Origin of the sequence: Xenorhabdus bakwenae (genome assembly GCF_030272115.1) — a bacterium.
Lineage (GTDB): Bacteria > Pseudomonadota > Gammaproteobacteria > Enterobacterales > Enterobacteriaceae > Xenorhabdus > Xenorhabdus bakwenae.
Genome location: NZ_CP119193.1, coordinates 36,599 through 60,896, shown reverse-complemented (window position 1 = coordinate 60,896; position 24,298 = coordinate 36,599). Strand labels below are relative to the sequence as shown.

Genomic DNA, 24,298 nt, shown 5'->3' with positions numbered 1-24,298 from the left:
TAAGATCCTGTCTATGAAGCTGACTATATTAAGCGAATTCAGGATCGTCAAATAATGAAACGCTGGTTATATGATGACGATTAATCAGGGCGAGAGCATGAAAGGTCATCTTTTGAACAAACCACTTAAATAAAGCACTATTCAATATTCGAATAGTGTCGAATTGATTGTTTCTTATTTATTACCGGGTTGTATTATGTGTAATTTAAGTTCAAAAAACGCTCTCGCTCTGACGATTAATGTTTTGTTGTTAGAAAAATTTTAGTATCAATTTTTTCTATGGAGACGTTAATAATAAAACGAGCCATAAGTTCCATTTTATTAGAAATTTCACTGTCCTCTTTGAGTTTTTTCTTCGTTTCATCTATATATTCGTCATATAACAGCCAGTAAACACATACAGCTCTAACTTCCCCCTGAATCTCCTGGTATGAATCAATTATTGCGAAAATTTCTTTTTTTAGCGCTATAGCTGAATACGATTTCCACGGTAGATTAAGCAGAATATCTGAAATAGTATCTTCAAAAACACTTTCATTATCATGTTTAGTAATATCGCTACTCATATTTTCCTCATCATAGATATATAAAAATAGAAGTCACAGATAGAAAACCCTCTGTATAAACAGAGGGAAGACAGCATAGATCATTTTGATAGATGAACTACTATTCCTAATAATAATTAGTGAAATAATTTCCTGGTGTTGTCATTGATACAGATGCTTTAGTCAAAGATTTTAGATAGAAAATCAAACCGTTCGTTTTTCTATCTTACGAATGATTCTGTATCAATGGTAAAAGTTAGTCAATATATAAATATGATTGATATGAAAAATGATAAGCAAGAGATTGATTTCAATAAGGAAATCAAGAAAAATAACTCAAAAAACTTTGAGTGAAGCATTAGGATTGGATGATATAAATGCTGCCAGAGTGAAAATTTCACACTATGAAAATGATCGTTACATACCGTCATTTGATACTGTATGTAAAATTGCCGATTATTTAGGTGTCCCGGAGGGTTATTTCTACACTCGAGACGAGAACCTTGCGCGTAGGATATTGGAATTATATGAAAATAAAGAAGTTTCATTTCAAGTTTCTGATGACATTCTGTGTTTACAAAAAGAATTAAAAAACGCAGAAGATAAAATTAAACGCTATAAAATGGCAATTGAAGCGTTCAAAAAAGTCATGCCTAAGTGATTCAGATACTTGATGAATTGTAGCCACTTAATAAGGGGATACATTAATCGTCACAAAGTTAGACCGGCTCGCCCGTTCGGTAAATCATCTATCCCAAATTGCGAATCGCTTTCAGCAGGAAAATATCGATTTGGTCGTTCTGGATCAGAATATTGACACCCGGACATCAACAGGACGCCTGATGTTTAACATGTTGGCATCAATTGCCGAGTTTGAAAACGACTTACGCAGTGAACGCCAGGCTGAAGGGATCGCCAAAGCGAAAGAGAATGGTGTCAGATTCGGGCGTCCCGCGAAATTAACCGAAGACATACGAAATGATATTTATCTCCGACGCCAGTCCGGGACTACGATTGGTCAGTTAGCCAAGGAGTTCAAGCTAGGCGAAGCAACCATTTACCGTGTTTTGAACACATTTAAGCACACTGACAACCCGTAGCATTTACAGAGTTTACAGATCCCGATGGGTTCGATGTAAGAATTAAAAAAGTGACAGCAGCTAAAGATGAAGAATGTGCAATGCAGCTTATAGCAAAAATTACTTGCTGCTTATTTATCAACCTGTAATATTGGTTGTTCGTATTGTTATGGAATCAACATCATTTAATACAACACATTATGGATAAAGCCGAAATTCTGGAGAAGAATGGTTGGGTCGAGATCAACATTGATGATTTTGCGCAAAGGGTGAAGGGAATTTCACGGGAAAGTTATCCTTCACTACGCTGTGTCGCCTGTGAAAAAACAGTGCATAATAGTGGCTTAGTAACGCCTAATCCCAACTATAGCCCCAGGTTTTCCCACTCATCACCACCAACAAATGGTGAATTTTGCCCACTAAGTGCTGAAACACGACGTTTCCGTGGTTTTTCCGGGAATGACAAAACAGCGTCCACGGAAATCGCAGTATCTCGTCGAAATCGATTTATGCAATTTGATAACCTCTGTCGAGCCTGGCTTGTTTGTAGGTCGCTACGTGGCGGCAAAAAGAAACTTGGTCAAAATTCATTCATTCGTTTGGTCAGGATCGCTGACAGTTTCGGGATTTGGCGCTATAGCTATCTACCGGACTGGGGAATTCCTCTTCTTCTAATGTTAATGGATAACCATCCAACACCAAACGGTAACTCTGCTTTTTTCTATATCCTTAAAAAGGGCAGAATCCGTAGGGGCATTGAGTGGCAAAGCCTGAATGTCCGGCTGGAAGCGCATTGGGTAAGCGACGGTGAACTTATTGTTCTAAATCCTAAGAAACCAGCTTCATTCCTGCTTGAAATCCCTTTCAAAGAGGATATTGTTAATAGCATCCTGAGCAAAGAGGATCTTTCGTGGTGTACTGAGGATTTGCTTAAAATCTTACATTCTTTTAGTACCAATGAAACCGATGCCTGATTAAGAAATGGTCACAATGGCGATATTTATCCTCTATCAGCTAAGCTATTTGATTTAAAACCAAAGGTTATGGGGTTCTCATAGACAGGATCTTAAGCAATAACCGTTTATTTTAGATAGAAAAAAGGCTTCATTTATGATCTGATAATCGTCGCCAAACTAATACCAAAACCACGGATGAAGCCTGTGACGATTATCGCTATAAAACACCAGCTAATGCAATTCTTCAGTGATGTTTCTTTGAATAAAATAGCCTTTCAGTGTGGATTTATTCAACGTGTGAGAAATATCGAGCCTCGTGTATTAATCCTCAGCCTTATCGCAGCACTCAGTACCGGTAAAGTTACGTCTATCGCCCAGTTACACCAAAAATTTAATGGCCTGTGCCCCGATAAAAAACAACAGGTCAGTTACCGTCCCTTTTATAATCAGCTACGTAAAACCGCTTTTGTCGAATTTGTCAAAATATTGGTGAGATTTGCTATGGCGCAATGGGCAGATAAATCCGTTGCCATACCCAAGAAACTCACAAAATTTCAAAATGTTATTTTGCAGGATGGCAGTTCATTCAAAGTCCATTCGGCCCTGTCTGATGTTTTTCCTTATCGATTCAGGTCAACTGATGCAGCCGTTGAGTGTCACATGACGCTGTCACTGTTCACCCAGTCGCCGGTTAAGATGACGGTGACTGCGGATACGGCATCAGAGCGGGCTTACCTGCCTGCCCCCGAGACACTGTATGGCCAATTATTACTGGCGGATGCCGGTTATGTCGATTTTGATTATTTTGAGCGGGTATCCTATTCAGGCGGTTCATTTATTGTCCGGGGAAGCAAATCGCTCAATCCTCAAATAATCACAGCCCGCAATGGACAGGGAAAATTATTGCCCAAACTGGCTGATAAGCCTTTGAAATCCATTACACGCAGAACCAACCGCTCAGAAGTGCTGGATCTGATTTGTCGGCGTAATGGTTATGAGTTCCGCCTTGTCCGCCGATGGTTTGCCGAAGAAAAACGCTTCTGCCTCTGGCTGACGAATTTGTCTGTGGAAGCGTTTACAGCCAGTGACATCATGGATATTTATCGTTGCCGCTGGCAAATAGAGCTGTTGTTCAAAGAGCTAAAATCGCATACAAATTGGCACGGATTTACCACCAGGAAAGAAACGATAGCCACGGGACTGATCTGGCTCAGTTTACTGGCACTGCTGCTCAGGCGTTCGTTGGCAAGCCAGTTATTTTCTACCGTCTCATTGTTCAAAGCAGCCCAAAATACAGACATCTGGCTCAGGCCAATTATAGAAACTCTGCTCCAAACAGCGTGGTCGGAAACGTATTTTTGGCTGGAAAAAGCGCAAGAATATTTATGCCGGAACGCTTTCAAAACATCACAAAAAAAATCATGTAAAAACAAAACATTGGATGCGTGTTTTGAAAGACTTAATTCTTAAGATCCTGTCTATGATGGGGTTCTAAGCCATAACCGACCAATATGTTTAGCACTACATATTGGTTAGTATAACAATGCCCAGTTAGTCCATACTCCATATTAAAAAGTCAAATGTCGCATTCCGGCAATGATAAATTGATCACGCGCCTGGAAAATGGTTTGACTGAGACAAAAGAATCGCATCAGACGTTAGAGCAAGAAAAACGCCACCTAAGTAGTGAACTGGGTAAACTCAGGCATGAGCTTGACGCGGCCCATCACACCGAGAAAGCTGCGGATGAACGCATCCGGGCACTGAATCAGACCGTGTCCAGCCATGAGGCAACCCTTAAAGCCAATGAGAAACTGATTGCTCAGCTGGAGGCTGCTATCAATTCATCTTCTGCAAAAAACGGACAATCGACAACCGAGTAAGCGTTATGAATCTTTCCAGCGACTTTCTTCTAATTTCCTAAACCGTTCAAGTGTCTGATGATCTATTCTTTTAAATTCTTCTATGGCTTCTATGACCTTGATTGCATTATTATTTGGCTGAGCAGTGCATTTCAAATAACCGATTAAATCATCGATTATCATGTTGCGTATTTGTTCTGTATTTATTTCGTTTCCTTTTTTCATTGAGAACATAAAAACTGCCGGAACCCCAGTTAATAATAAAACGATAAAAGGGGTAACTAAACGGACTTAGCAGGTAACAGCTAGCCGTTTTTTATTCTAATTGATCAGTATGTTACTTAATATGCGCTTTGCTTTTGATGATGAGGAAAAAGGCCATCATTAAGATGGCCAAAATAGTGAGACTCATCGTTTTAAAGGCATGTTATTAACTATGCAGTTACTGCCTTTAGGTTATTGTTTAATGCGTTCATAAATTGAAATATGACATCCATTGAATTCGTGTTTCTGATGGATAGTGCTGTGTTAATGGAACCGATAATACGAGCTTGTTCTACCAACTCATCGTCGATGATCTTGTTTTTTGCGAGCCATTCAGCAATATCCGTCCAGGACCATAACGGGCGACTGCTGTCTACGCGCAGAAGAGGCGTAGGGAAATCACCGGCTCCACGGCTACCCTTACTGTATCGAGATAAAGCTGCTTTGGTGGTGCCTGCCAGTTCAGCCGCATCACTTAAGCTGACTACATCACCAATATCGACAGATAAACACATTAAACCCGAAACTGATTCAATGTCAGCGATTGCAGACATGATGGCTTTTGCGTAATTTTCGCTGTTGCGGGTAAAATTAACGTACAATGTGCCATTGTATGCAGCTGGGTGGGCATCGCTGCATCCTGCTTCATACAAAGCATCTGATATATCAAACAAATCATCGTCAGTAGTGATTTTTTTTTCCGCCTACCACAATGCTAAAACTGTATTTTCTCATATCTACTTTCCTATGATTGAGATGTGAGACTTCGATAAAAAGGCCGCCGTTTGACGGCCTTGATATTATTTGCATTTATCGACTAATGAGATTATGTCTTTCGCGTGGTCTTGGGGACTATCAGGCGTTCCCCAAACTGATTTTTGGTGGCATTTATCTTCATTGCCACAGCGTAAAATCCCGACTGCATGGCCTTTTCCTTTACGTTTCACGTAGGTCCAGCCCTGATACACGGCATAGGCAATAGCCGCATTAATCTCTTTGTTTTTGTGATACGCGATAGACAATACTCCTTTAAAGTCTCACTTTTTTAAAGAACACAGTTGGTCAACGCAACCAACCAACGGTAACAATAGTAACCGAAATAACTTTTGATGTCAACATTTGTTACCAGCTTTAAGTTTGTACTAATCGGTGAGCAATATGAGCGGTTCTGTCGCATTAAGCAGTGAGATCGAGTAAGCTACGTGTATTTACGCCAGTCCCCCATGTCATTAATCCGAGACGCCTTTAAACGTCTTCACTATCCGACGGATATCATCGCTCAATGTGTGCGGTGGTATCTCACGTATGCTCTTAGCCTACGTAACCTCGAAGAAATGATGGCTGAGCGGGGCATTGAGGTTGACCACGCGACGTTGCACCGTTGGGCTATTCGCTTGGTCCCGTTGTTAGATAAGGCGTTTCGTCGGGCGCCGTTGGCGCATGGATGAAACGTACATCAAAGTCAAAGGGCAATGGAAATACCTGTACCGAGCTGTCGACAGCACAGGGCAAACCATTGACTTTCTGCTGACCGCCAAACGGGATGCGGCAGCCGCATTGCGTTTCTTTCGCAAGGCCATTCGCCATCACGGCGAACCTGAAGTGGTGACGATCGATAAAAGCGGGGCCAACACCGCAGCACTGGAGACGCTCAACGCCGAAAAATCCAAGGATGAGCGCATTATTATCAGGCAAAACAAATATCTCAACAATCTGATTGAACAAGACCATCGGAATATCAAACGACGTATCAAGCTGATGACGGGATTCAAATCGTTCAGGCGAGCACAAACGCTTTTGGTTGGCATCGAACTGATACACCAGTTACGCAAAAGGCAATATCAACATCCCTACAGTGGTGAATTGTCATCCGCGGAACAATTTTATCGGTTGACTGCCTAAATAACCAGCGGCGCGATTTTTGCTGACTGACCGCCGTTAATGCGACAGAACCGTATAAAATTCGACATTAATTACATATGCTAACCGGCTTACTGAAAATAGAGGGATGTTAAGTGACAAGTAAAATGTCAGGAAAACTGCTTGTTTTGGCGGGGCTATTGTTTTCTACAACAGCTTTGGCAGTGCCAACAAAAAATGAGGATGTAGCTTCATTGATTAATCAGCGTTTGTCTTACATGAAGGACGTTGCAGGATACAAAGCGAACAATCATCTTGCCATTGAGGATTTACCTCAGGAAGCAAAAGTATTATCAAGCACAGTGCTCGAAGCAGAAAAGTTGGGATTGGATGGTGAGTCGGTAAAATTTTTCATACAGACGCAAATGGATGCTGCCAAGGCGATTCAATACCGCTATCGTGCTGACTGGTTATCTATACCTGAAAAAGGTTGGCAACCTGCGTCCCTGGAACAGGTAAGAAAAAAAATTAGCGCCTTAAACACCAACATTCTTACCGGTATCAGTACGAAATTAGCAATGAATTATCGGTTTACTGACAAAACCGCCTTTATGAAAAGGCTTGACCAAACTCACTTAAAAGATAGTGATAAAGAACGTCTGTGGTATTCGTTGAAACAAATTACTTTGAAAAAATAGTCCTCATAAAATTCGTGGTACACATAATCAGCACAATAAATTGATTTTATTGTTATTTTACAATTATATCGGCCTCCTGTAGCGGAGGCCGATAGTTAGTTTTTCATTTTCAGTTAATGTGGGGCTGGGAAAATGAAATGCAGGTCGGGATGGATAAATGCAGGTTTGAGCATTTATAAACGCGGGTTGCTACAACTACTGACTGAAATTTTGATACCAAAACGTATTAGTAATGACCTCATTTTAGCACTTAAAAAAATGGGAATATTTTATCCCACAATTTATCCGAGATATGATAGTTGTGTAAAACAGGCAAATATTGATATGAAGCTGAAGCGTACTGTCTGAACATTCACATTTGGTAATTAGCTTCAACAATAATCTACTTTTGAATAAATTGGCAGTGAACTTTCCGAGAGAATGAACGGAAATTATCTACTTAGCAAAGTATCATTGCCGTTATTTTGCCTTCCTCCTAATTGACACAACTATGTTAAAGCAACTAACCAAGCCAGCTAATCCAAGGATCAATGCTTCTCTCTATGTGCCTAATTGCTATATCGAGAAATACTCTCAATCAAAGCAACCAAAAAAGCGCAATATTTCCCTGTTGCAGCGGTCTTTTTCTGCAACAGGCATCATGACCAGATTTACCGCATGAGACGAGACGATGGATACGCAGAAGAAGATATTTTGTGTCTCTTTGTTAGGACGTGAACAGGTTCAGGCCACAGCTGTGTTTGATAATGACCTGTTGGTGATCGTGAAACTGGAAAAAATTACGGGGCCGTTTGGAACGTGGAAGCCAAAGCTGAAAAAAGAATTACAGAAAAAACACGAAGACGGTTTCCATCTGCTGGTTGAAGAGCGGGGAGACGATTTCAGTGAGTATGCCCATAAAATATTATTGGAAGATTCCGATCCCGCTGAACGGCGGGGCTACCTGCATATCGCCTTTGACCATTATTTTAACCTGATCCGCATCGGCGGGACCTCTGATAATCATCAACAAGGCTGTTTAGTCCTGAATACCGGACTAGAACGTCATTGGATCCGTGAGCAGATGGTGAACGTAATACCGGATGACCGTGGCCGGTATTGCTACGACATTGATCACAGCAAGTTCTCCGGTTATCAGCGCGCCATCTTATTGTGTGTGTTGTCGGCGTGTGAATTTAACCCCATGAATCAAAACTATCTCGATACTTTTTTTTTCGGGCATTAACGTCGAGGAAGAAGATCCCGCCTATTCAACGTTTCGGAACATCATGATTAACAAAGATATGGTCACGCTATGATACCGATTTCGCGCCTGAGTCCCCTTAACATCCAGGATGAATTGATACGGGTACGATTCTATAAAGAGCTGCGTGACGGATTATTTGAGTGGGAAGAGTGGGAGGTATCTTTGGATGAAATACGGATGCCTGAACTGATTTCGCTGCGTTATTACGGCACCATCAGTCTGAAGAAAATTGTGGCCGTGTGCGCCGGACTGGATGACATGCGGGAAACACTGAATGCAGGCAGCTTAATAAAATTGCCCACCATCCTGTGGGTGAGAATGCGCATTCGCTACTACTGTCAGTTTGAACTGGAAGTGAAATGACAACGTCACTCCGTAATCAGGATAAAGAGTTTAATGAGCGCCGCCGCAGGCAAAAATCAGCCCGGCAATATGCAAGGCAGACATTATCACCGACCGCCATTCGTGACGCCATACGTGCGGGTGAATTGCCTGTTTATCATTCCGTTCTGTTGGGTTCGAAGCAAGGCGGTGATCCGTTTACTATTGGTGATATCCGCGCTTTCGATAAGGCGCGTAAAGCCACAACCAAGAAGTGGAGCAGGACACGTGGTGCCCCCTTAGATCAACTGATTGTCGCTTCACGTAAAATCGATGTACAACGGGCGAATACTGAAATCCAGACGGCCAGATTCTATAAAATCAGGGGAGACTTGCTGCACTTCAATGTTACCGCATCAAGAAAACACGGCGAAGATAATTACCAGGTACGTATTCGCCTTGAAAACTGGATGGAAGAGTTAACCCAGACCCAACGGAGCTGGGCGGCGGCGATTAAACGCATCCTGTTGGGTTACGTTTCTATCGACTGTCAGTGTGGACGATACCAATACTGGTATCGCTATGTGGCTACCGCCGGAAATTTTGCCATTGCCCCCTATGAAAAAGACTTCCCTAAGATCCGAAATCCACAACTGACCGGGTGTTGTTGTAAACATCAGCTCAAAGCCCTGGGAGCACTAAAATCACCAACAGTACAGGCACAACTGGCGAAGCAACTTCAGGCCCAAGCAGAAAAAAACGGTTTTGCCGGTGACAGTACCGATACTTTTCTGACTCAAGAAGATCGTGAAGAACTGGAACGTGCCCGTCCTCGTGATGTGGATAAAGCGGCGGCGATGCAGGTTATTCAGAAGATGAAACAGGCAAAGCGGGTATTTAAACGTCAGGTTAAGGATCCGAAATACATCAAAAAACTGGAAAAAGAAGTTGCCGAATTACGTAATCAATTAAGCAAACAGCAAAATCAGGTACTGACCACCAAAACCAAGGCCAAATCCGTCATAGAAAAAAGCCAGCAGTCAGCACAAAACGCCAGCCGTGACCAGCTTAAAGCGATGTTACGCACTGAGTTGGATCGCGCCAAGATGTATGGGGCAGATAAGGAAAGTGCAGTGAAAGTGTTCGCCAACATCAACAAACTGCCACTTGCTGAAGTACAGAAGTTAGCCGGAGAGCTGTAATGAGCCGAATTATCCCCATTGACCGGCGTTGTGTTTTTCACCAGATTTATAGTGATCTGCAAAAGACGTTGGATATTAACCCTCATGCTTTTGATTGCCTGTTATTCAAAGCGAATCTCAATGCCTTAGAACATCTTGATAAGGATGATGTTGTCGGCAATCTGGAATCAAGAGAGGAAACATTTTCTTATAGTAGCCCGACCATAACACGAGCCATAGAATTGCCTAACGACAGCAGTTCTATTCAGATGATGGCATTGGGTGATGGTACAGATGAAGGGGAAGACCTCTTCCTGATGCTGATTAAAGAATTGAATGTACCCGAGCAAAGTGTGTTGTGGATTGAAGAGCAGATCAATGATGAAACAATACACGTTCGCTTGTTGTACATCATCAAAGCAGAGCCAATCGGTAAGAACGGTTCGGGCGGATTTAAGTACCATCTGATGCCATTTGATGTAGGAAGCGACTTTTTGCCGGATAAATTCAGACCAGAAACCGGTGAACCGATTGAATTCTTGCCGAATCCATACCCAGAGCCAAGTTTAACCGGTGTTGTGAATAAACTTTCTCAGGTGGCAAATAAAGAGAAAATTGCCGCTTTGCGTCAGCCGGTTCCAATGGTGAACGAACAGGATGAAGTCAACGACGATAACCTGAACAAGCAGGCTGTGGATCTGCAAGAAAAAGTAGGCACCATTGCGGATATTTTTGATGTGTTCTAAGGGAAAAATGTGTGAGAGGTAGCCATGAGTGATTCACAATTTCAGGAATTGATAGAAAGTAATCGCCGTTTGAATAAGACGGTAGAAAAGCAAATATCACAGATTAATTCAACGCTAGACAGCAGTGTTAATAGTCTTAATCAGTGGAAAAATACCACCAAAGCCATTGATATTAGCGGACAAGGCCGCTATCTAACGACATTAACCGTTAAAGGCGACAAGGATACCTTTTACCCTGTTTTTTTTAGAATGAATTCAGGTGATGAAACCGTTATTCAAATATATCGCTCTTTTGGGTGGAACAGTAAAGAAAAAGAAGACCCCAGTGATTTTGATGCAACACATGTCGCCTCTGCGTTGGTTATTTTGCGAGGGCAGGCCGATCCGTGGCATGGTGATGCCAATTATTTAAGAACAATTGTGAATGTTCAACGTTACCGCCAATGTGTTGCTAAAGTAGGGTTTCAGGCATGGTGCGAGTCTGTTAAAGGCGATCCTGCTGGCCCTGATACGAGTTATAACCATAACGAAATTGGCTATTTGGCAAAACAACAATCATCTTTTATGTTAAGAGGGGGAAATTTGATGTATGAAATCTATTCTAATTCTCCTATCAATTTCCGATTGCTTAATGATGGTGATGTTGTTGCTACGCATATCTATGAGAATACGAATGTGAAGTGGTTAGCCAGAACAGTTGCATTAGCAGATGCAGAAGCAGGAGATGAAAATAACAATCATGGAATTTCATATATGTCATATTCATCCCACTCAGATGTTATCAGTGGATTAGCTTGAGTTTCTTATCTAAATAAAAATAGAGGTACTGATATGATCCCGAAGTTACTGGTTAATGGTGAAGAGCTGATTAATATCCCAGCAGATAAAAATGTTCTTCTACAACTTGGTTTATCAAACGATGAAGCAAACAAAATTATTTCTGCTAATAGTCTAGAAATAGAATTAAATAAAATACGAATTCATCGGGAATCTCTTTTAACTGAAGCCGATTACTTAGTTAATGTTGCATTAGATCAACAAGTAGACATTACACCCTATAGAGAGTACAGGCGAAAATTAAGAAGTATCACAAGTGAATACCAAGTATTTAATGATGTTATTTGGCCTGAAAAACCAGAATTACCCGTATAACCGCAAGCAAAGTGTGATTGACACATAATAATTGCCTAATTTTCAATGAGATAAAATTAGGCAATAAACTATAGGAGACTATGATGGGTGAACCTTTACAAGAGTTAATAGAAAGTACCAGGGATTTAAATCAATCGGTAGAAACAAAAATTAATGATATTAACAATAAAGTCACTAGTGCTAAAAAAGACTTTGAAGATTTTGCAAAAAAATTAAATGTTATCTCTGGTTTTGAAGCTATAAATTATAACGGTGACTTTATGGATACTGTTGAAATAAAGAATAGCAAAGGAGAGGCAAACATTTTTCCCGTTGGGTTAGGCATGTCCACTAAAAGGAATGATTGTGTCAGGGCAGAAATGATACCTGTCATATCAGGGGAAGATCCCGGCACAAGAAACCCAGAAGCCATAGAATTATTAAAGTTTATGGGGATTGGTGATGTGAAATATTTTTCTGAAGATTTTAATATCATGAAAATAACTATCACCGATACCAGTTTCATCAATTTAGAACACTACGATTTTTACATTCCAGAGCAACATGTAAAATGTTCTCCTAGCTATACATATATGGCGTATTACAAGACAATAGGGGATTTCGGTGTTAGTTATTTAGGTAACAGCCAAGGGAAGTGGGAAAGGGCTTTTTTGCAAAATAGTCATACTAGTCCTGGGGATTATATCCATATTGATTTGAATTTTTCAGATAATGTTAAAATTGGTGATATCTTGTATCTGGCACTTCCAACTATTTGTACCGGTTTGTTTCCTAAAGAATACATGCATGGGAATTTATATAACATGCGTGAAAATCATATGCGCAGTCATCACCCAAGAACGACTGAATAAAATTAAAATGTAGTCATAGGAAAGTAAAATTTTATTATGGATTTATCAGAAAAAAATTCAGGTAGACTTATTGTTACAGAGCGTGGACTTGTCCATCCCAAATGGATTGAAATCATCGAAATTCGAGCAGCTCTACTTAAAGAAGCCGATAATTTAGTCAATGTAGCACTAGATAATGATCTTGATTCAAAAGAAGTCAGAGCTTACCGCCAAAAATTACGGAATATCCCTCAATCATTTGAAGATCCGTTTTCAGTTGTTTGGCCAGATAAACCGATATTACAATTAAGTAAATGAGTTTTATTCTCATAGATGTGGCCTTAAATGGCCACTGGGTAGTTTTAGTAGATAAACCAATGTATATGGATAGTTTTCATGAATAATACACAATTCAAGGCGTTAATTGAAAGTAATCATCGTTTAACTGAAACAGTAAACAATAAAGCTAACGATATAGACAATAAATTAGATAAAGCTATTAAAGAGTTAGAAAATTTGAAATCCTCTAGTTCATATATAAAAGAATATTACTCTGGATTTCCGGAACCATTTCTCGTAAAAGATACTGAGAACTGGCACGTAGTTCAGTTATATAGAATTAAAAACAAGCTAACAACATTAAATCCCTGAGTTCATATAGCTCTGCACGGTGGTAACAATGTGGGATCACTGTCATTTCTGAGTTTATCTCAGGCTCACGCAGGTTATACCGGTCAGGTAGGCATGATATTGAAGCGTGGGTAATCCACGGGTAAAATTCTTTATCGACAGAGCTAATGAAAATGATGCTCCAGTCTTTATTGCCGTGCAAAACTCATCACATAACAGTGCTGCACTTGAGATAAAATCAGCCAGTTATATGGCATTGGATTTTAAATTTTTTGATGCGATAAAAGAAAAGGATTTTCCTACTTCATGGGAAGAAATTAAAAATATACTCACCGGAGATGAAATCTAAATATGGAAAGTATCGTTTTTGTTAAAAATGGTATTCATTATAGTTTGAACGATGGCAGTAAAACACTGGAAGAATACCATGAAAAATTTGGGAATGTGTCTATTGTCGATATCAACACTATTATGGAAATAAAATGGGCAGATTTAAAAAAGAAAAGAGATTGGTTAATTACGGATACCGATTGGACGCAAGTACCCGATTCCCCACTCAGTACCGAAAAAAAAGGCGGAATTTGTGCAGTATCGTCAGTTGTTACGAGATATTCCTCAAGCGTATGAGGACCCTGATAAAGTTATCTGGCCTATAAAACCATCGATCTAACATTTTTCTGTTGGCGATCTCAGCTCAGAAAAGGGATAGCGTTATAGCTATCCCTTTTTCATTGGGTAATGACCATGACTGAGATAACCGAAAAGAACGACCTTACTGATTTTTATCCCGTGGATATCGCCTTTGGTTGTCATATTGTTGATGCGTTATCTGAGTTAGAGCCGGAAAGCTGCCCGCACCATGTAAAAGCGTTCTTACAACGTGATTCTAAACAACAGGTTTTTCGTGGTGACTATGACTCTCCGAAATCCTTTATTCAGGCTATTCGCCAGTTTCAGAAACAACAAAGTAGCGATGGTCTGCGTAAATTCAATGCCGCTCGCTTACCTTTGATCAACTATTACCGACCGATAGGATTTCGCAGTGCATCAGCCGAATATGCTCAGTTTGTCGAGAGCGCAACGGGCTGGGATGATGCACTACTGAAGAAAACCAATATCAGTATCAGTTATCTGGAGCTGACTTATCGCATTGTTGTTATGGGTAACGATAAAGCCTCAGTAGAGCGTTTACTGCTTGCCTGGCATATGCATATCGCTTGTCGTCGGGCGGGTGGTCATCGTTTTTACATCACCTATACGTTATTTGGTGAAGAGATCCAATTGCCGCTTACTATCGAAAACTCGCAAACTATCGAAGCGAATAACCTGAGCCAAAACTACACGGATGGCCGACTTTATGCCGTTGAGGTAGAGCATAGAGTCAATGCTCCTGTTTTGTATGGCAAAGGAGTGAATCATGTTAATCCGGTTCACTGGAAAGTGGAATTCAGGCCATTTGAAGAGATTTTTTTATGAGCCGGCATGAACATCAGCTGGTGCAGTCAATTTTATTCAAGGGTGAAGAGCTGGATCTGTCATTTTTAAAAGAAGCCACGTTCATAGAAACGACAACATTAGACGGACCAAAACTCATTATTGAGTACGATGATACAGAAAAGTATCTCAGAGATGATCTGGCCATCACAGAAAGCAATGTATTTACTATTGTCCTTTCTGATCCGGTTAACCTCGATATATTGAGCTGGGAAGCTGAATGGGTGGTCATGACTATGCCAGTCAACCAAAGCGATACCATCACCTTTAACCTGCTTCTGAAAACACTGTACGATATCAAACAACCCTCGCCCACGGCTCGTTGTTTTGTCAGAGAACCTGTGAGCAAAATACTTCGCCAGTTAGTACCGAATCTGCCTATCGATGTTGGCTCCTTTCCTATCCGGCTGGATTTTCATTTACTGCCAGCACAGCGTCCTTCGCGGTTAATACGACAAATGGCAAAAGAGCTGGGTGCGCTGGCATTTATCCGTCGAGGTACACTCGTATTTCGCACTCTGGCTGAACTTCAGACTATCAAGCCAGCATTTACTTATCACTACAACGATACGCGAGAAAAATATCAGATAGCGCAATACTCTTTGCCGAATGACAGTTCTTTGATTAACGATTTAATACAACGCCGTTTTGTTGGTTGGGATGACAAAAAGGGCATGGTGTATTCAGGTAAGTATGTCAATGCCCCGATCGAGCATTCCGGTGTCACCAGTAAATTTGTACTGGATAACCTGAGCAAAATACCCATTCCTGTGCTTGATGCTTATATGCTTGGTAACGGCGGATTGAGAGCTGGTGATGTCATTGGGATTGTATGGAATCGTTCTGACTTAGAAAGGCCGATTGATGAAAGCCTGCCAACCTTTGTTATTATTGGTCTTGTTGCGCATAGCTACAAAAATCAAAGGCTATATGCACGTATTAAAGGAATACTGGATAAGTATTAAACCTCTATTTAACAGACATAAATTAAATATACAATAAGTATTAATTAAATATAAAAAAAGGTATCAAATGAATAACCCGGCAGATTTATTACTACAGCGCCCAGAGCTGGAAGCTGTGGTCATTAGTGTCATGGACCCAGAAAAACAAATGCGCGTACAGGTGCGTATTTGGGGGGTATTTGATGATGTACCAGACGATAAATTGCCGTGGGCAACCTATAAACTTCCTATTGGGGCCAGAGCAAATGAAGGTGATTTTACGCCAGTGCAAGTGGGCGATTTAGTCTGGGTAGATTTTCCGTATTATACCCACGGGAGAAAAGATACCCGTCGCCCAAGGATCACCGGCTCTGTTCAGCATAATCCGGGAGGTATCCCGAATCTTCCGCAAGAAGTATTCGCCGGTGCAGGGTGTTATCAGCATAAACGTAACCAGAAAGAACCACACCCAACCCCGCAGGGTTATCATGAAAGCAAAGTGTATATTCTGCATGGCATGATGTTTGAAATAGAAAAAGATAGCATATATCGAATAACTCATATGCCAACAGGCACTGCATTTGAATTTGATACCCGGGGTAACTCAATTTTGCATGTTGAGGGCGATAGTTATCACTCAACAACCGGAAATATAGAAAATCATGCGACCGGTAATCTAACTGAAACAGCCGGTGGATACTGGCGCATTAATGTGAACGGTTCAGCACACGTAGATGCAAAAAGTATTCATTTAAACAAAGGGGCTGGTGTGGTTACGGCTGAATGCCTTTGCTCTTTTACCGGCAGACCCCATTCTGATTTTTCATCACAAGTGACGGCAGGCAAGTAGTGTCATTAAGTAGCAGTAAATTAAAAGGCATGATCGAAAACAACCTACGTTCATTTGATTTTGCTGCCAATGAACATGGCAGAATGAACGAATTAGCCGAAGCGATTGCAAAAGCGGTGGTTGAACACATTACTGCTGACGGGCAGGTGATTGTGATCGGGGGTGGTGACTACGGTGGGGAAAACGCCAAGATAACCTAGTTAACTTCTCCCCGCGTTAAATGCGGGGAGTTTTAATAATAGTTTTAAACAATGTTGCGATGACACAAAATCTTAAACAAGATCACAATCATCTCGCCAATAATGCGCTGATGGGTTTGATACTGGTTTTCTGAGCCATCAGCTGCCGCGCTTCCCAGCGATCATGACCGGCTTGTACGTTAATCCAGAAATCAGAGTCAGTTTCAAACAAAGCCGCCAACATAACTGCTTCTTCGATGCTAATCCGGCGTTTTCCACTAATAATTTCAGTAATACGCGGACGGGAAAGATTAAGAGCCTCGCCTAATTTTGCTTGAGTAATATTCAGTGGCTTTAAAAACTCTTCTGAGAGCATTTCACCCACAGTCGTCGGTTCTCTTAAAATGGTATCCATAACACCCTCTGTTAATCTCTTTAAGTTGAATCCCCCGCCGCTTATGGCGGGGTTGTTTGTTTAATAGTTATGAGGATCAAGGTAAATATCGTATGCCGCCCCATCCCGCCATTGAAAAATAAGCCGCCATTGAATATTGACCCTAATACTCGACCATCCCTCTAGCGAACCGGATAAACGTTCATAATTATTTCCCGGTGGGGAAAACAAAGAACGCTCTGTTGTGGCTGACTCTATAATATCGAGTTTACGTTTCAGCGATGATTCTATTGTCACCGGTATCTCTTTGCTCCGCTTGCCATTTAAATAGAACTGTGCCAAAGAACCAGACTGACCTTCCTTAAAACTCTTGATCATCCCTCAACCCTTTATTTTTCATTGAAAATTGTATCTCGCATTATAACTTAATGCAACGTAATTCGTTACATTATGGAACGAATAATATATCATATCACAATAAAATGCAACAATTTCCGTTACACAAGGTAACGAAAATTGCTTCATGTAAATGCGAAAAAGATTCAAGGAGTACGCTTGGGTGGCATCGATAAAGAAAGTACGACACTTAAAACTTAGTGAAATATATCGATATTAACTTTATAAAAAACTATATATTTCAATTTATTATGGATAATGTTTAGTAAATACCAAGATTTCAGCTTTACTACTTTGTAACGAGCTACTTTCTTCGCTTTGAGTGAAAATCGACAACCTCATAGCCATCGTGATTTTTGGGTTTTGAATAACAATCGACAAAAAACCAATTAATTGGGGTATCTAATATCAAAGCAAATTGGAAAAGTCGAGCTGCGCTGATTTGATTATCGCCTGTCTCATACCGAGAAAGTTGTTGTTGAGATATACCGACGGAGTTGGCTAGTTGTTGTGCTGTTAATCCTAATTCTTTTCTTTGCTTCGGATACGCTGGCCTATCTTTTTATTCTCTACATTTGGCATCAGTTCCGGCATAACTCCCTCTATAAAAAGGCACAAATAAAGAATTAGCATAATATTTCTTTTTTTATGAATGATACAGTAAATAGACCTTTTAAAACTCTTATGTGGAGTTTTCTTTATGATTTTTAACCAGAATGAGGAAAGTATTGTTATGGGCGAAATTCACACCTACTTACCTCGCCTGATAATGAATGAATTGCTTATCAGCGAGTTAATAACGGCAACTCCTCCGTGTTTTGCGCTGGGGTATGTTGAAGAAAAAGGAATAAAAAAAGGTTGTATAGCGCTACGACCAGAAACATCTATCCCGGATATGACAACGGAACGCGGCTTTCGTTTTGGTCACTCCGTAATAGGAGCTGGAGCCAGTGCAGCCCCGGTGCTTCATTTTGCCTTTGAATTCTATGATCATGCTATCTATCACGGTTTGGTGCCTACAGGAAATCCGATTATTCAGGCTGTGCTTACAACGATGTGTGAAAGCGGTGATTATTTTTTCTTTGCCATCAATCCTAATCAAGCAGTCACAGCTTTTCGAGCACAATTGCAGGATGAAGATTTGTCTGGTCTCAGACGTAATCAACAACGATTTGGTGATACTCATTGCACACCAGAAGAGTACAACGCAACGGTAAAAGCCTTCACTCAAAATCCAGATCCACCAGGACAAGTTATGCAATGGATATGCCGTAATAATTGGGCTTATCTGGATTTGGAAAAACACGCCTTAGAACTCACACCAAAGAGGTGATAAAAGCAGGTGATTAGGTGATTTTGAGCAGAAACTTACGCTTTGGCGTGTCCCGAAGGAGTCTAAATCGTAAGTTTCTGCTCAGATGCCTACTCTAGTTCAATTCAGTTTTTACATTTATGAAAGAGGAAAATCATAGCGATAATAGTAACTGCTATGACTTAATGGAGGATTAACCCGCCGCAACCAGCGTACACCCTGACGGACAACCGCAATTCACCTTGTGCCCTTCCAGCGCAACAGCTTTACCCTGTATCACCGTTAACGATGAACCTTCAGCAATGGCACCAGTGCTTTTACAGGCCGGGCAAAATACACTGTCATCGACACAAGCTACCGGCTCGCCGTGTTTAGTTAAGTCTGAACCGGTTAACACCTTTCCGCCAGTGTTGGTGGTGTCGCCTTTCAGGATAATTTTTTTCCCATTAATGATTGCCCGCATTTTGTTGCGCCTCAAGTTCCCTTAAATCTTTGTCATCATCATGATTAATCTGACGCACCAAACGCCACACAGTTGTCCCCGGTGCATTTCCCTCTATATCTGGTGCGATATCGCCTTGCAGAATGACGTTTTCCAGTCCTTCACGCCCTTTTGTGGTCCAGTAACCATCAACTCTGGCAGGTTCACCGGCTATCAAGGGTTCAACCTGTAACGGGCCTTGGTCATAACGGGCATACCAAAGGGCGCTTGTTTTCTTGGTAAAATGACCTTCTCCATAGGTATGTAAGGAGTATCCCTCATGGTTTAAGGTATAACGAATAGGGCGGATTAACTCGTTTATAGCAAAGTAGCTTTCTGGTCCATTGGCCGGTAATGGTGTTAGATCGGGATATTCGCCTGCACGAATAATTAATCCATTACCATATTCAGTGATAGTAATATCAGGATAAGATGACAATGTTTTTCTTACCCATTGCTCTCCTCCTAATCGTTTAATAAACCGTGTTGACAGTAACGTTATCCAGTTAATACTACGAATAGAATTAAAGAAATACATCGCGTCTATAAAAATATTTGAGTTAACCTGCATCGCCGGATAACGGTTAGCAAGCTGATACTCTTGCGGCATATATATTTCATAGTCCCGTGGTAATACGAGTGTATAACCACATTCTCCATGATCGGGATTAAGCTGTTCACAAAGAAAGGTCAACCAGTCATTAAATTCAGCTTTCCCCTTCTCTGTTGCCAACTGATCCCACGGTAATACTAGACATAAATAAGAACTGGCTTTATTGCCTGCTGTTTCCCATGTATCAAGATAACGCATAATATATTGAGGTGCATCATTAGCCTTCTTCGCATCACTGACATACCAACCACAGATTTTATTACCAACAAACATACCGTTGTCTGCTTTCAAAATTAATTGTTCAACTTTCTCGATATTCTCGGCAGAATATTTTTTCATACCATCAAATTCATGGGTATGAAATCTTAACTTATCGCCGTACATTTCCCGAAAACGGCGATAACAGGCTAAAGTACGTTCCTTTATTTCACGGGTATAGCCTTGTTTGAAGATCAGAGTAATTGCCAGCCCCAAACGGGTTACTGTAATATCGCGTTCACTTTGCAGAGTAAATCCCGTTAATTGTGCTTTGATATGTTCGAAATAGGCTTCTTTATTCATACAAATTTTTTCCTTATTAAGCTGTTGCGGTTGCTGTTACGGCGGTAATACCGGCCACTATTGCTGTCAATGTCGCCCATATTGCAGCCGCCGCACCACCAATAATGCTACCCAGCCAGATAATTAAAGCCGCTACTAAAACGATAGCCGCAACGACTAATATCGTTTCAACAATAGTCACGATTTTCTCACCGATTTTTATCAAAAACTGAATTGTACCATTGCCCAGGTCAGCGGCTATCTGATACCAATCAACCTGTTTCAGTGCTTCTATTGTCAGATCGGTGTACTTATAGATTGTTTCTACGGCTTCTTTGAGTTTTGCCTCAGTAAGACGAATAATTTCTCCGGTTTTTTCACTCACCCAGTTAATGGCATAACTTACTTTTTTTCGTTACTGGATCAATAAGTTCATCTGCAATCCATTTACCTGATTCACGAAACCAAGCCCCACAAGCCGCCAAGGCTGCACGTGTCTTATCACTCAGGTAATTGAACCCACTGGCCGCTAAATTCCATGTCCATTCCCAACTACGAACCACCTTATCTTTGGTATAGGTAAAGCCGTCTGTTACCCATTGGACACCCTGGTTATAGTATTCTTTTACCCGTTCTTCAAACGAGGACTCATTAGGAGGCATAATTAATGGAGGTACATTTTTATCATGGGATAATGCCATCCAAATGCTAAATACAGGGGTATGTTGCCACGGTTTTTCACTCACAAGCGGGAGATGTTTAGGCATATACCGGGCGATTTCGGGATGGGTTGGTATCGGTAAGGGAGAGGGGGAGGTATTTCCGTTACCAGCTGGCGATAAAAGGCGGCCAAATAGGGCTACGTGCTTTCTGACATTCTCCCTTTCTGCTGCTTTAGCGGCTTCTGACATCGTTTCCCATTCTTTAGAGTTTCGATTTTCTTCAACTACAAAAATACCAAAACGTTCCTTAGTAGCAATGAGGGGATAATCTCGTTTCTGTCCTTCTGACATCGTATCACCCGGAAATTTAACCTCAATTAATACTTTCAAATTATCAGGATGAGTCGATCCATCAAGGTAGGTTGCATCACGTCCCGGCCAGCGTAATTGCTTATTTTTCACCAGAATAATATCAGGTCGCCGAAAACCGGTAATACCATGATCTATAAGGGCTTGCTTAGATAAGTTGGGAAACCAGCTTTGGGAATGCGGCAAATTACCGGAATAAAGTTTCTTGTTTTCTGCGCTAGTCGCCAATTTAGGTAATGGTGCTCCAAGATCCCTCATATAAAATGTGACTTCAGCTTTGTAGGGCCATAGCCAGTCATATACCTTCTCTTCTATTTTAATAAATTGGCTCATCGCAACCTGTTTGAGAGAAATATATCCTTTTTTGCCAAGCACTATTTTCGGTGCCCAAATTGCTAATGCGGCTTTTTTTACCAGATAACATTGATCTTCATCTTTCGGAAATTCAATTTGCTCCATTCGACAATGGACTGAGGTAATTGCAGGGCACATTCCGCCCGGTTTTAATTGCTGAACCATTTTTATTCCTCCTTAAATTCCATCGTATAATCCACAGGCTGGTTATCGCCAACGTGGTATAGTGTTTGCGTTTTTTTCTTTTTCTGTTCTTCCGGAATACTGAATTCCAGTGAATCAGCCTGCTGCGTTTGCACAATTGCAGTACGTCCCGCAGCATCAGTACGACCGGACACAATGCCTGATGGGGTTTTTATCTGGTATAGGGTATTAGTCAGCGGTTTATTCTCGTTCTTGCTGTTAGTCAGAATATAGCGCCCGGAATAATCAAACAGAGCTTCAGCACCGGCTTTGCCAGCCGTATGTTCGGTCAAGGAAATGGACGAGCCCGAAATCGTAATCGCGCCGGTTGGTTCAATAATGATATGGCCACCTGAGTTCCCGATAGTGATCCGGCCGCTTTGGGATTGCAGTACGATATGCTTACCGACATGCACTTCCTGATTATCATTAATTTCCAGTAACTGGCTTTTACCGATTTTGATGCTTTGTTGCCCGGTAATGGTGTTGGACTGATTTTTCTCAACCAGCAGAGTCTGATTACCCGTAACAGACTCGTCATCATCCAGTTTAATGACCGTCTGGCGGCTGCGTTGAACCTCTTCAAACTGGTCACGAACCACGGTTAATTTCTGATCCTGCCCGATACGTTCTTCATGATCCTTATCAACATGGGTAGTACGGTTGTTAAGTACCTTGGTGTTCATATCCTTTTGGGCATGGATATACACTTCCTCGCTGCCTTTGGCGTCCTCAAAGCGCAGTTCGTTAAAGCCTTCGCCTTTGTGCGTTTTGGTTTTAAAAGTGGTTCGGGTTTTTTGGCCCGGTAAATCCAGCGGCGGACTGTTGCGGCCATTGTAATTGCAGCCGGTCACTATCGGACGGTCAATATCGCCGTTCAGGTAAGAAATAATAACTTCCTGACCAATACGCGGAATGGCCATAAAGCCGAAATTGTTACCATTCCAGCCTTGTGCGACACGTACCCAACAGGACGAACCGTCACCGGGTTTATCGTAGCGGTTCCAGTGAAAGTGGACTTTAATCGCGCCTAAGTCATTGGTGAAGATTTCTTCGCCTTCCGGTCCGACGACTGTTGCCAGCTCGTCACCATCGGCCAATGGCTTGTAGTGATACGGCGGCCTCCAGTCATCAAAGCCGGGAATAAAGGTCATATCGCTGGTTAGTGTGGTGCCGCTACCATCGTTCCCAGCAGCTTGCGGCTGGCTGCCATGATGCGTGATACTCACCACCTGCCAGCGATCATTCATGGTTTCAGAGGGATGCGCACTGAGGGTAAAGATTTTACCGGGTCGTAATTTGATGCAGTTAGACTGTGCAGAACCCAGTTTGCTTTCGCTGTTAATCTGGTTCAGGCGAAGTTTTCCGAACGGTTGCCCTTCTTTACCCCACTGGAAACGTCCGTAACTTTCAAAAACAGAATGTCCACCGCCTTGTTCTGCGTTGGATTGGGTTTGCATCGGCTGAGAAGGCCGCAGGTAGTTGTAATCTTTATGGATAAACTCATCCGGGCATAAATATTCACCATACTGCCACTGCCAGACCGTAGAATCGGTATCATTCGTATCCGGTTGCGGGTTGTAGACCAACGGTAGTGCTGCTGTCATGCCGAGGTGGGAATTACTGTAGAACATTTTATTCTCTTCAAACCAGAAGATAATGCCTTCTTCTGCCGCTAATCGGCACCAGAATTCATAGGCGGATTCCCGCTTCTGGGTAATGTACTCCCGGGGTGCATGGTAGCCAGCGTTGCTATAAAATTTGCTGTCTGATTTGACGCGGTGCTCTGACAATAATTTTTTCAGAATATCCGGGACAGAGAGGCGTTGAAAAATACGGCTGTCCTGATTGAGTGTCATACGCCACATTTCCGGGCGCAAGGTAAAGGTGTAATAGGTCTGATTACCATCGGTATTACCCTGTGCGGCGCCTGCGACAATACCGTTGACGGTTCGCTCCACCACACCATTGCGTTTGACTGTCAGCGAAGCGTCCTGATTAAGTCGCTCACCCAGCGGAACACGATTGTTGGCACTGACTACCGCCAGGTTAAGTTGAAAAAGCTGAGATAAATGCTCCCGCAACGTGAAGTTCACCACCTGAAAGGTCGTTGACGGGAGCCGGCCTATTTGACAGGTAAAAACCAAACCATCCATA

33 protein-coding genes and 3 pseudogenes are annotated in these 24,298 nt (G+C 41.7%); 24 read left to right on the top strand and 12 right to left on the bottom strand.

The window, feature by feature from the left end:
- Positions 1-236: 236 nt before the first annotated feature.
- The gene (locus tag PXH59_RS00495) at positions 237-566 is read right to left on the bottom strand and encodes a hypothetical protein (RefSeq protein ID WP_285808237.1); all 330 of its coding nucleotides are present in this window, start codon (positions 564-566) and stop codon (positions 237-239) included.
- A 268-nt stretch (positions 567-834) separates the two neighbouring features.
- Here PXH59_RS00495 and PXH59_RS00490 point away from each other — a divergent pair, with 268 nt between their 5' ends.
- The 5 genes and pseudogenes from PXH59_RS00490 to PXH59_RS00470 all read left to right on the top strand — a co-directional run bounded on the left by PXH59_RS00490 (position 835) and on the right by PXH59_RS00470 (position 4,463).
- The gene (locus tag PXH59_RS00490; RefSeq protein WP_285808235.1) at positions 835-1,206 is read left to right on the top strand and encodes a helix-turn-helix domain-containing protein; all 372 of its coding nucleotides are present in this window, start codon (positions 835-837) and stop codon (positions 1,204-1,206) included.
- A 34-nt stretch (positions 1,207-1,240) separates the two neighbouring features.
- Positions 1,241-1,645 (top strand): annotated as a pseudogene (locus tag PXH59_RS00485) (recombinase family protein); the annotation flags it as partial.
- 179 nt (positions 1,646-1,824) lie between these two features.
- A complete protein-coding gene (locus PXH59_RS00480; RefSeq protein WP_285808234.1) occupies positions 1,825-2,598 on the top strand; it encodes a hypothetical protein in 774 nt (257 codons plus the stop codon).
- Between the two features lie 186 nt (positions 2,599-2,784).
- On the top strand, positions 2,785-4,050 hold the full coding sequence (locus tag PXH59_RS00475; RefSeq protein ID WP_285808233.1) for an IS4 family transposase: 1,266 nt from the start codon (positions 2,785-2,787) through the stop codon (positions 4,048-4,050).
- Between the two features lie 158 nt (positions 4,051-4,208).
- Positions 4,209-4,463, top strand: coding sequence for a hypothetical protein (locus PXH59_RS00470; RefSeq protein ID WP_285808231.1), 255 nt, complete (start codon positions 4,209-4,211; stop codon positions 4,461-4,463).
- Between the two features lie 3 nt (positions 4,464-4,466).
- Here PXH59_RS00470 and PXH59_RS00465 read toward each other — a convergent pair whose 3' ends face one another.
- From PXH59_RS00465 to PXH59_RS00455, 3 genes are all read right to left on the bottom strand, one after another.
- The gene (locus tag PXH59_RS00465) at positions 4,467-4,676 is read right to left on the bottom strand and encodes a hypothetical protein (RefSeq protein WP_285808229.1); all 210 of its coding nucleotides are present in this window, start codon (positions 4,674-4,676) and stop codon (positions 4,467-4,469) included.
- Between the two features lie 200 nt (positions 4,677-4,876).
- Positions 4,877-5,380, bottom strand: a complete 504-nt coding sequence (locus tag PXH59_RS00460) for a DNA-binding protein (protein ID WP_285808228.1) — start codon at positions 5,378-5,380, stop codon at positions 4,877-4,879.
- A 126-nt stretch (positions 5,381-5,506) separates the two neighbouring features.
- On the bottom strand, positions 5,507-5,728 hold the full coding sequence (locus PXH59_RS00455; RefSeq protein ID WP_352232049.1) for a hypothetical protein: 222 nt from the start codon (positions 5,726-5,728) through the stop codon (positions 5,507-5,509).
- Between the two features lie 201 nt (positions 5,729-5,929).
- On the opposite strand from PXH59_RS00455, the pseudogene PXH59_RS00450 reads away from it, so the two are divergent.
- From PXH59_RS00450 to PXH59_RS00370, 18 genes and pseudogenes are all read left to right on the top strand, one after another.
- Positions 5,930-6,608, top strand: a pseudogene (locus PXH59_RS00450) (IS6 family transposase).
- 125 nt (positions 6,609-6,733) lie between these two features.
- Positions 6,734-7,264: a chorismate mutase gene (locus tag PXH59_RS00445; protein WP_434223314.1), complete on the top strand. Its 531-nt coding sequence runs from the start codon at positions 6,734-6,736 to the stop codon at positions 7,262-7,264.
- Positions 7,265-7,934: 670 nt separating this feature from the next.
- Positions 7,935-8,489: a hypothetical protein gene (locus PXH59_RS00440; RefSeq protein WP_285808226.1), complete on the top strand. Its 555-nt coding sequence runs from the start codon at positions 7,935-7,937 to the stop codon at positions 8,487-8,489.
- A 69-nt stretch (positions 8,490-8,558) separates the two neighbouring features.
- On the top strand, positions 8,559-8,873 hold the full coding sequence (locus PXH59_RS00435; protein WP_285808224.1) for a hypothetical protein: 315 nt from the start codon (positions 8,559-8,561) through the stop codon (positions 8,871-8,873).
- A complete protein-coding gene (locus tag PXH59_RS00430) occupies positions 8,870-10,033 on the top strand; it encodes a hypothetical protein (RefSeq protein WP_285808222.1) in 1,164 nt (387 codons plus the stop codon). The genes PXH59_RS00435 and PXH59_RS00430 overlap by 4 nt, the downstream gene beginning before the upstream one ends.
- Positions 10,033-10,758, top strand: coding sequence for a hypothetical protein (locus PXH59_RS00425; RefSeq protein WP_285808220.1), 726 nt, complete (start codon positions 10,033-10,035; stop codon positions 10,756-10,758). The genes PXH59_RS00430 and PXH59_RS00425 overlap by 1 nt, the downstream gene beginning before the upstream one ends.
- 24 nt (positions 10,759-10,782) lie before the next feature.
- Positions 10,783-11,556, top strand: coding sequence for a hypothetical protein (locus PXH59_RS00420; protein WP_285808219.1), 774 nt, complete (start codon positions 10,783-10,785; stop codon positions 11,554-11,556).
- A gap of 33 nt (positions 11,557-11,589) precedes the next feature.
- Entirely contained in the window at positions 11,590-11,910 is a 321-nt protein-coding gene (locus tag PXH59_RS00415) for a phage tail assembly chaperone (RefSeq protein WP_352232048.1), read from the top strand.
- Between the two features lie 80 nt (positions 11,911-11,990).
- Positions 11,991-12,761, top strand: coding sequence for a hypothetical protein (locus PXH59_RS00410; RefSeq protein WP_285808217.1), 771 nt, complete (start codon positions 11,991-11,993; stop codon positions 12,759-12,761).
- 36 nt (positions 12,762-12,797) lie between these two features.
- Positions 12,798-13,058: a phage tail assembly chaperone gene (locus PXH59_RS00405; RefSeq protein WP_285808215.1), complete on the top strand. Its 261-nt coding sequence runs from the start codon at positions 12,798-12,800 to the stop codon at positions 13,056-13,058.
- 78 nt (positions 13,059-13,136) lie between these two features.
- Positions 13,137-13,391 carry a hypothetical protein gene (locus PXH59_RS00400; protein WP_285808213.1) on the top strand — a complete coding sequence of 85 codons (255 nt, stop codon included), beginning with the start codon at positions 13,137-13,139 and terminating at the stop codon, positions 13,389-13,391.
- A 106-nt stretch (positions 13,392-13,497) separates the two neighbouring features.
- Positions 13,498-13,719, top strand: coding sequence for a hypothetical protein (locus tag PXH59_RS00395; protein WP_285808212.1), 222 nt, complete (start codon positions 13,498-13,500; stop codon positions 13,717-13,719).
- Between the two features lie 2 nt (positions 13,720-13,721).
- Positions 13,722-13,997 carry a tail fiber assembly protein gene (locus PXH59_RS00390; RefSeq protein WP_285808211.1) on the top strand — a complete coding sequence of 92 codons (276 nt, stop codon included), beginning with the start codon at positions 13,722-13,724 and terminating at the stop codon, positions 13,995-13,997.
- On the top strand, positions 13,969-14,040 hold the full coding sequence (locus tag PXH59_RS20010) for a hypothetical protein (protein ID WP_352232053.1): 72 nt from the start codon (positions 13,969-13,971) through the stop codon (positions 14,038-14,040). The genes PXH59_RS00390 and PXH59_RS20010 overlap by 29 nt, the downstream gene beginning before the upstream one ends.
- Positions 14,041-14,114: 74 nt before the next feature.
- Positions 14,115-14,846, top strand: coding sequence for a hypothetical protein (locus PXH59_RS00385; protein WP_285808210.1), 732 nt, complete (start codon positions 14,115-14,117; stop codon positions 14,844-14,846).
- Positions 14,843-15,829 (top strand): hypothetical protein, encoded by a 987-nt coding sequence (locus PXH59_RS00380; protein WP_285808208.1) that lies wholly within the window; start codon positions 14,843-14,845, stop codon positions 15,827-15,829. Before PXH59_RS00385 ends, PXH59_RS00380 begins: the two co-directional genes overlap by 4 nt.
- Positions 15,830-15,896: 67 nt before the next feature.
- Complete coding sequence (locus PXH59_RS00375; RefSeq protein WP_285808206.1) at positions 15,897-16,658, top strand: phage baseplate assembly protein V; 762 nt, start codon at positions 15,897-15,899, stop codon at positions 16,656-16,658.
- Complete coding sequence (locus tag PXH59_RS00370; RefSeq protein WP_285808204.1) at positions 16,658-16,858, top strand: hypothetical protein; 201 nt, start codon at positions 16,658-16,660, stop codon at positions 16,856-16,858. Before PXH59_RS00375 ends, PXH59_RS00370 begins: the two co-directional genes overlap by 1 nt.
- An 88-nt stretch (positions 16,859-16,946) precedes the next feature.
- Here PXH59_RS00370 and PXH59_RS00365 read toward each other — a convergent pair whose 3' ends face one another.
- The 3 genes and pseudogenes from PXH59_RS00365 to PXH59_RS00355 form a co-directional block, all read right to left on the bottom strand.
- Positions 16,947-17,252 (bottom strand): HigA family addiction module antitoxin, encoded by a 306-nt coding sequence (locus tag PXH59_RS00365; RefSeq protein ID WP_285808202.1) that lies wholly within the window; start codon positions 17,250-17,252, stop codon positions 16,947-16,949.
- Between the two features lie 60 nt (positions 17,253-17,312).
- Positions 17,313-17,609, bottom strand: coding sequence for a type II toxin-antitoxin system RelE/ParE family toxin (locus tag PXH59_RS00360; RefSeq protein ID WP_285808200.1), 297 nt, complete (start codon positions 17,607-17,609; stop codon positions 17,313-17,315).
- A 322-nt stretch (positions 17,610-17,931) separates the two neighbouring features.
- Positions 17,932-18,156 (bottom strand): annotated as a pseudogene (locus PXH59_RS00355) (helix-turn-helix domain-containing protein); the annotation flags it as partial.
- Positions 18,157-18,327: 171 nt separating this feature from the next.
- On the opposite strand from PXH59_RS00355, the gene PXH59_RS00350 reads away from it, so the two are divergent.
- A complete protein-coding gene (locus PXH59_RS00350) occupies positions 18,328-18,960 on the top strand; it encodes a hypothetical protein (protein WP_285808198.1) in 633 nt (210 codons plus the stop codon).
- A 172-nt stretch (positions 18,961-19,132) separates the two neighbouring features.
- Here PXH59_RS00350 and PXH59_RS00345 read toward each other — a convergent pair whose 3' ends face one another.
- The 5 genes from PXH59_RS00345 to tssI are packed head-to-tail and all read right to left on the bottom strand — an operon-like array spanning position 19,133 to position 24,297.
- Positions 19,133-19,402, bottom strand: a complete 270-nt coding sequence (locus PXH59_RS00345; protein ID WP_285808195.1) for a PAAR domain-containing protein — start codon at positions 19,400-19,402, stop codon at positions 19,133-19,135.
- Positions 19,386-20,594 (bottom strand): type VI immunity family protein, encoded by a 1,209-nt coding sequence (locus PXH59_RS00340; RefSeq protein ID WP_285808194.1) that lies wholly within the window; start codon positions 20,592-20,594, stop codon positions 19,386-19,388. Before PXH59_RS00340 ends, PXH59_RS00345 begins: the two co-directional genes overlap by 17 nt.
- A gap of 16 nt (positions 20,595-20,610) precedes the next feature.
- Complete coding sequence (locus PXH59_RS00335) at positions 20,611-20,958, bottom strand: hypothetical protein (RefSeq protein WP_285808193.1); 348 nt, start codon at positions 20,956-20,958, stop codon at positions 20,611-20,613.
- 4 nt (positions 20,959-20,962) lie between these two features.
- A complete protein-coding gene (locus PXH59_RS00330) occupies positions 20,963-22,123 on the bottom strand; it encodes a VRR-NUC domain-containing protein (protein ID WP_285808191.1) in 1,161 nt (386 codons plus the stop codon).
- A 2-nt stretch (positions 22,124-22,125) separates the two neighbouring features.
- Complete coding sequence (gene tssI, locus PXH59_RS00325) at positions 22,126-24,297, bottom strand: type VI secretion system tip protein TssI/VgrG (protein ID WP_285808189.1); 2,172 nt, start codon at positions 24,295-24,297, stop codon at positions 22,126-22,128.
- Between the last annotated feature and the right edge of the window lies 1 nt (position 24,298).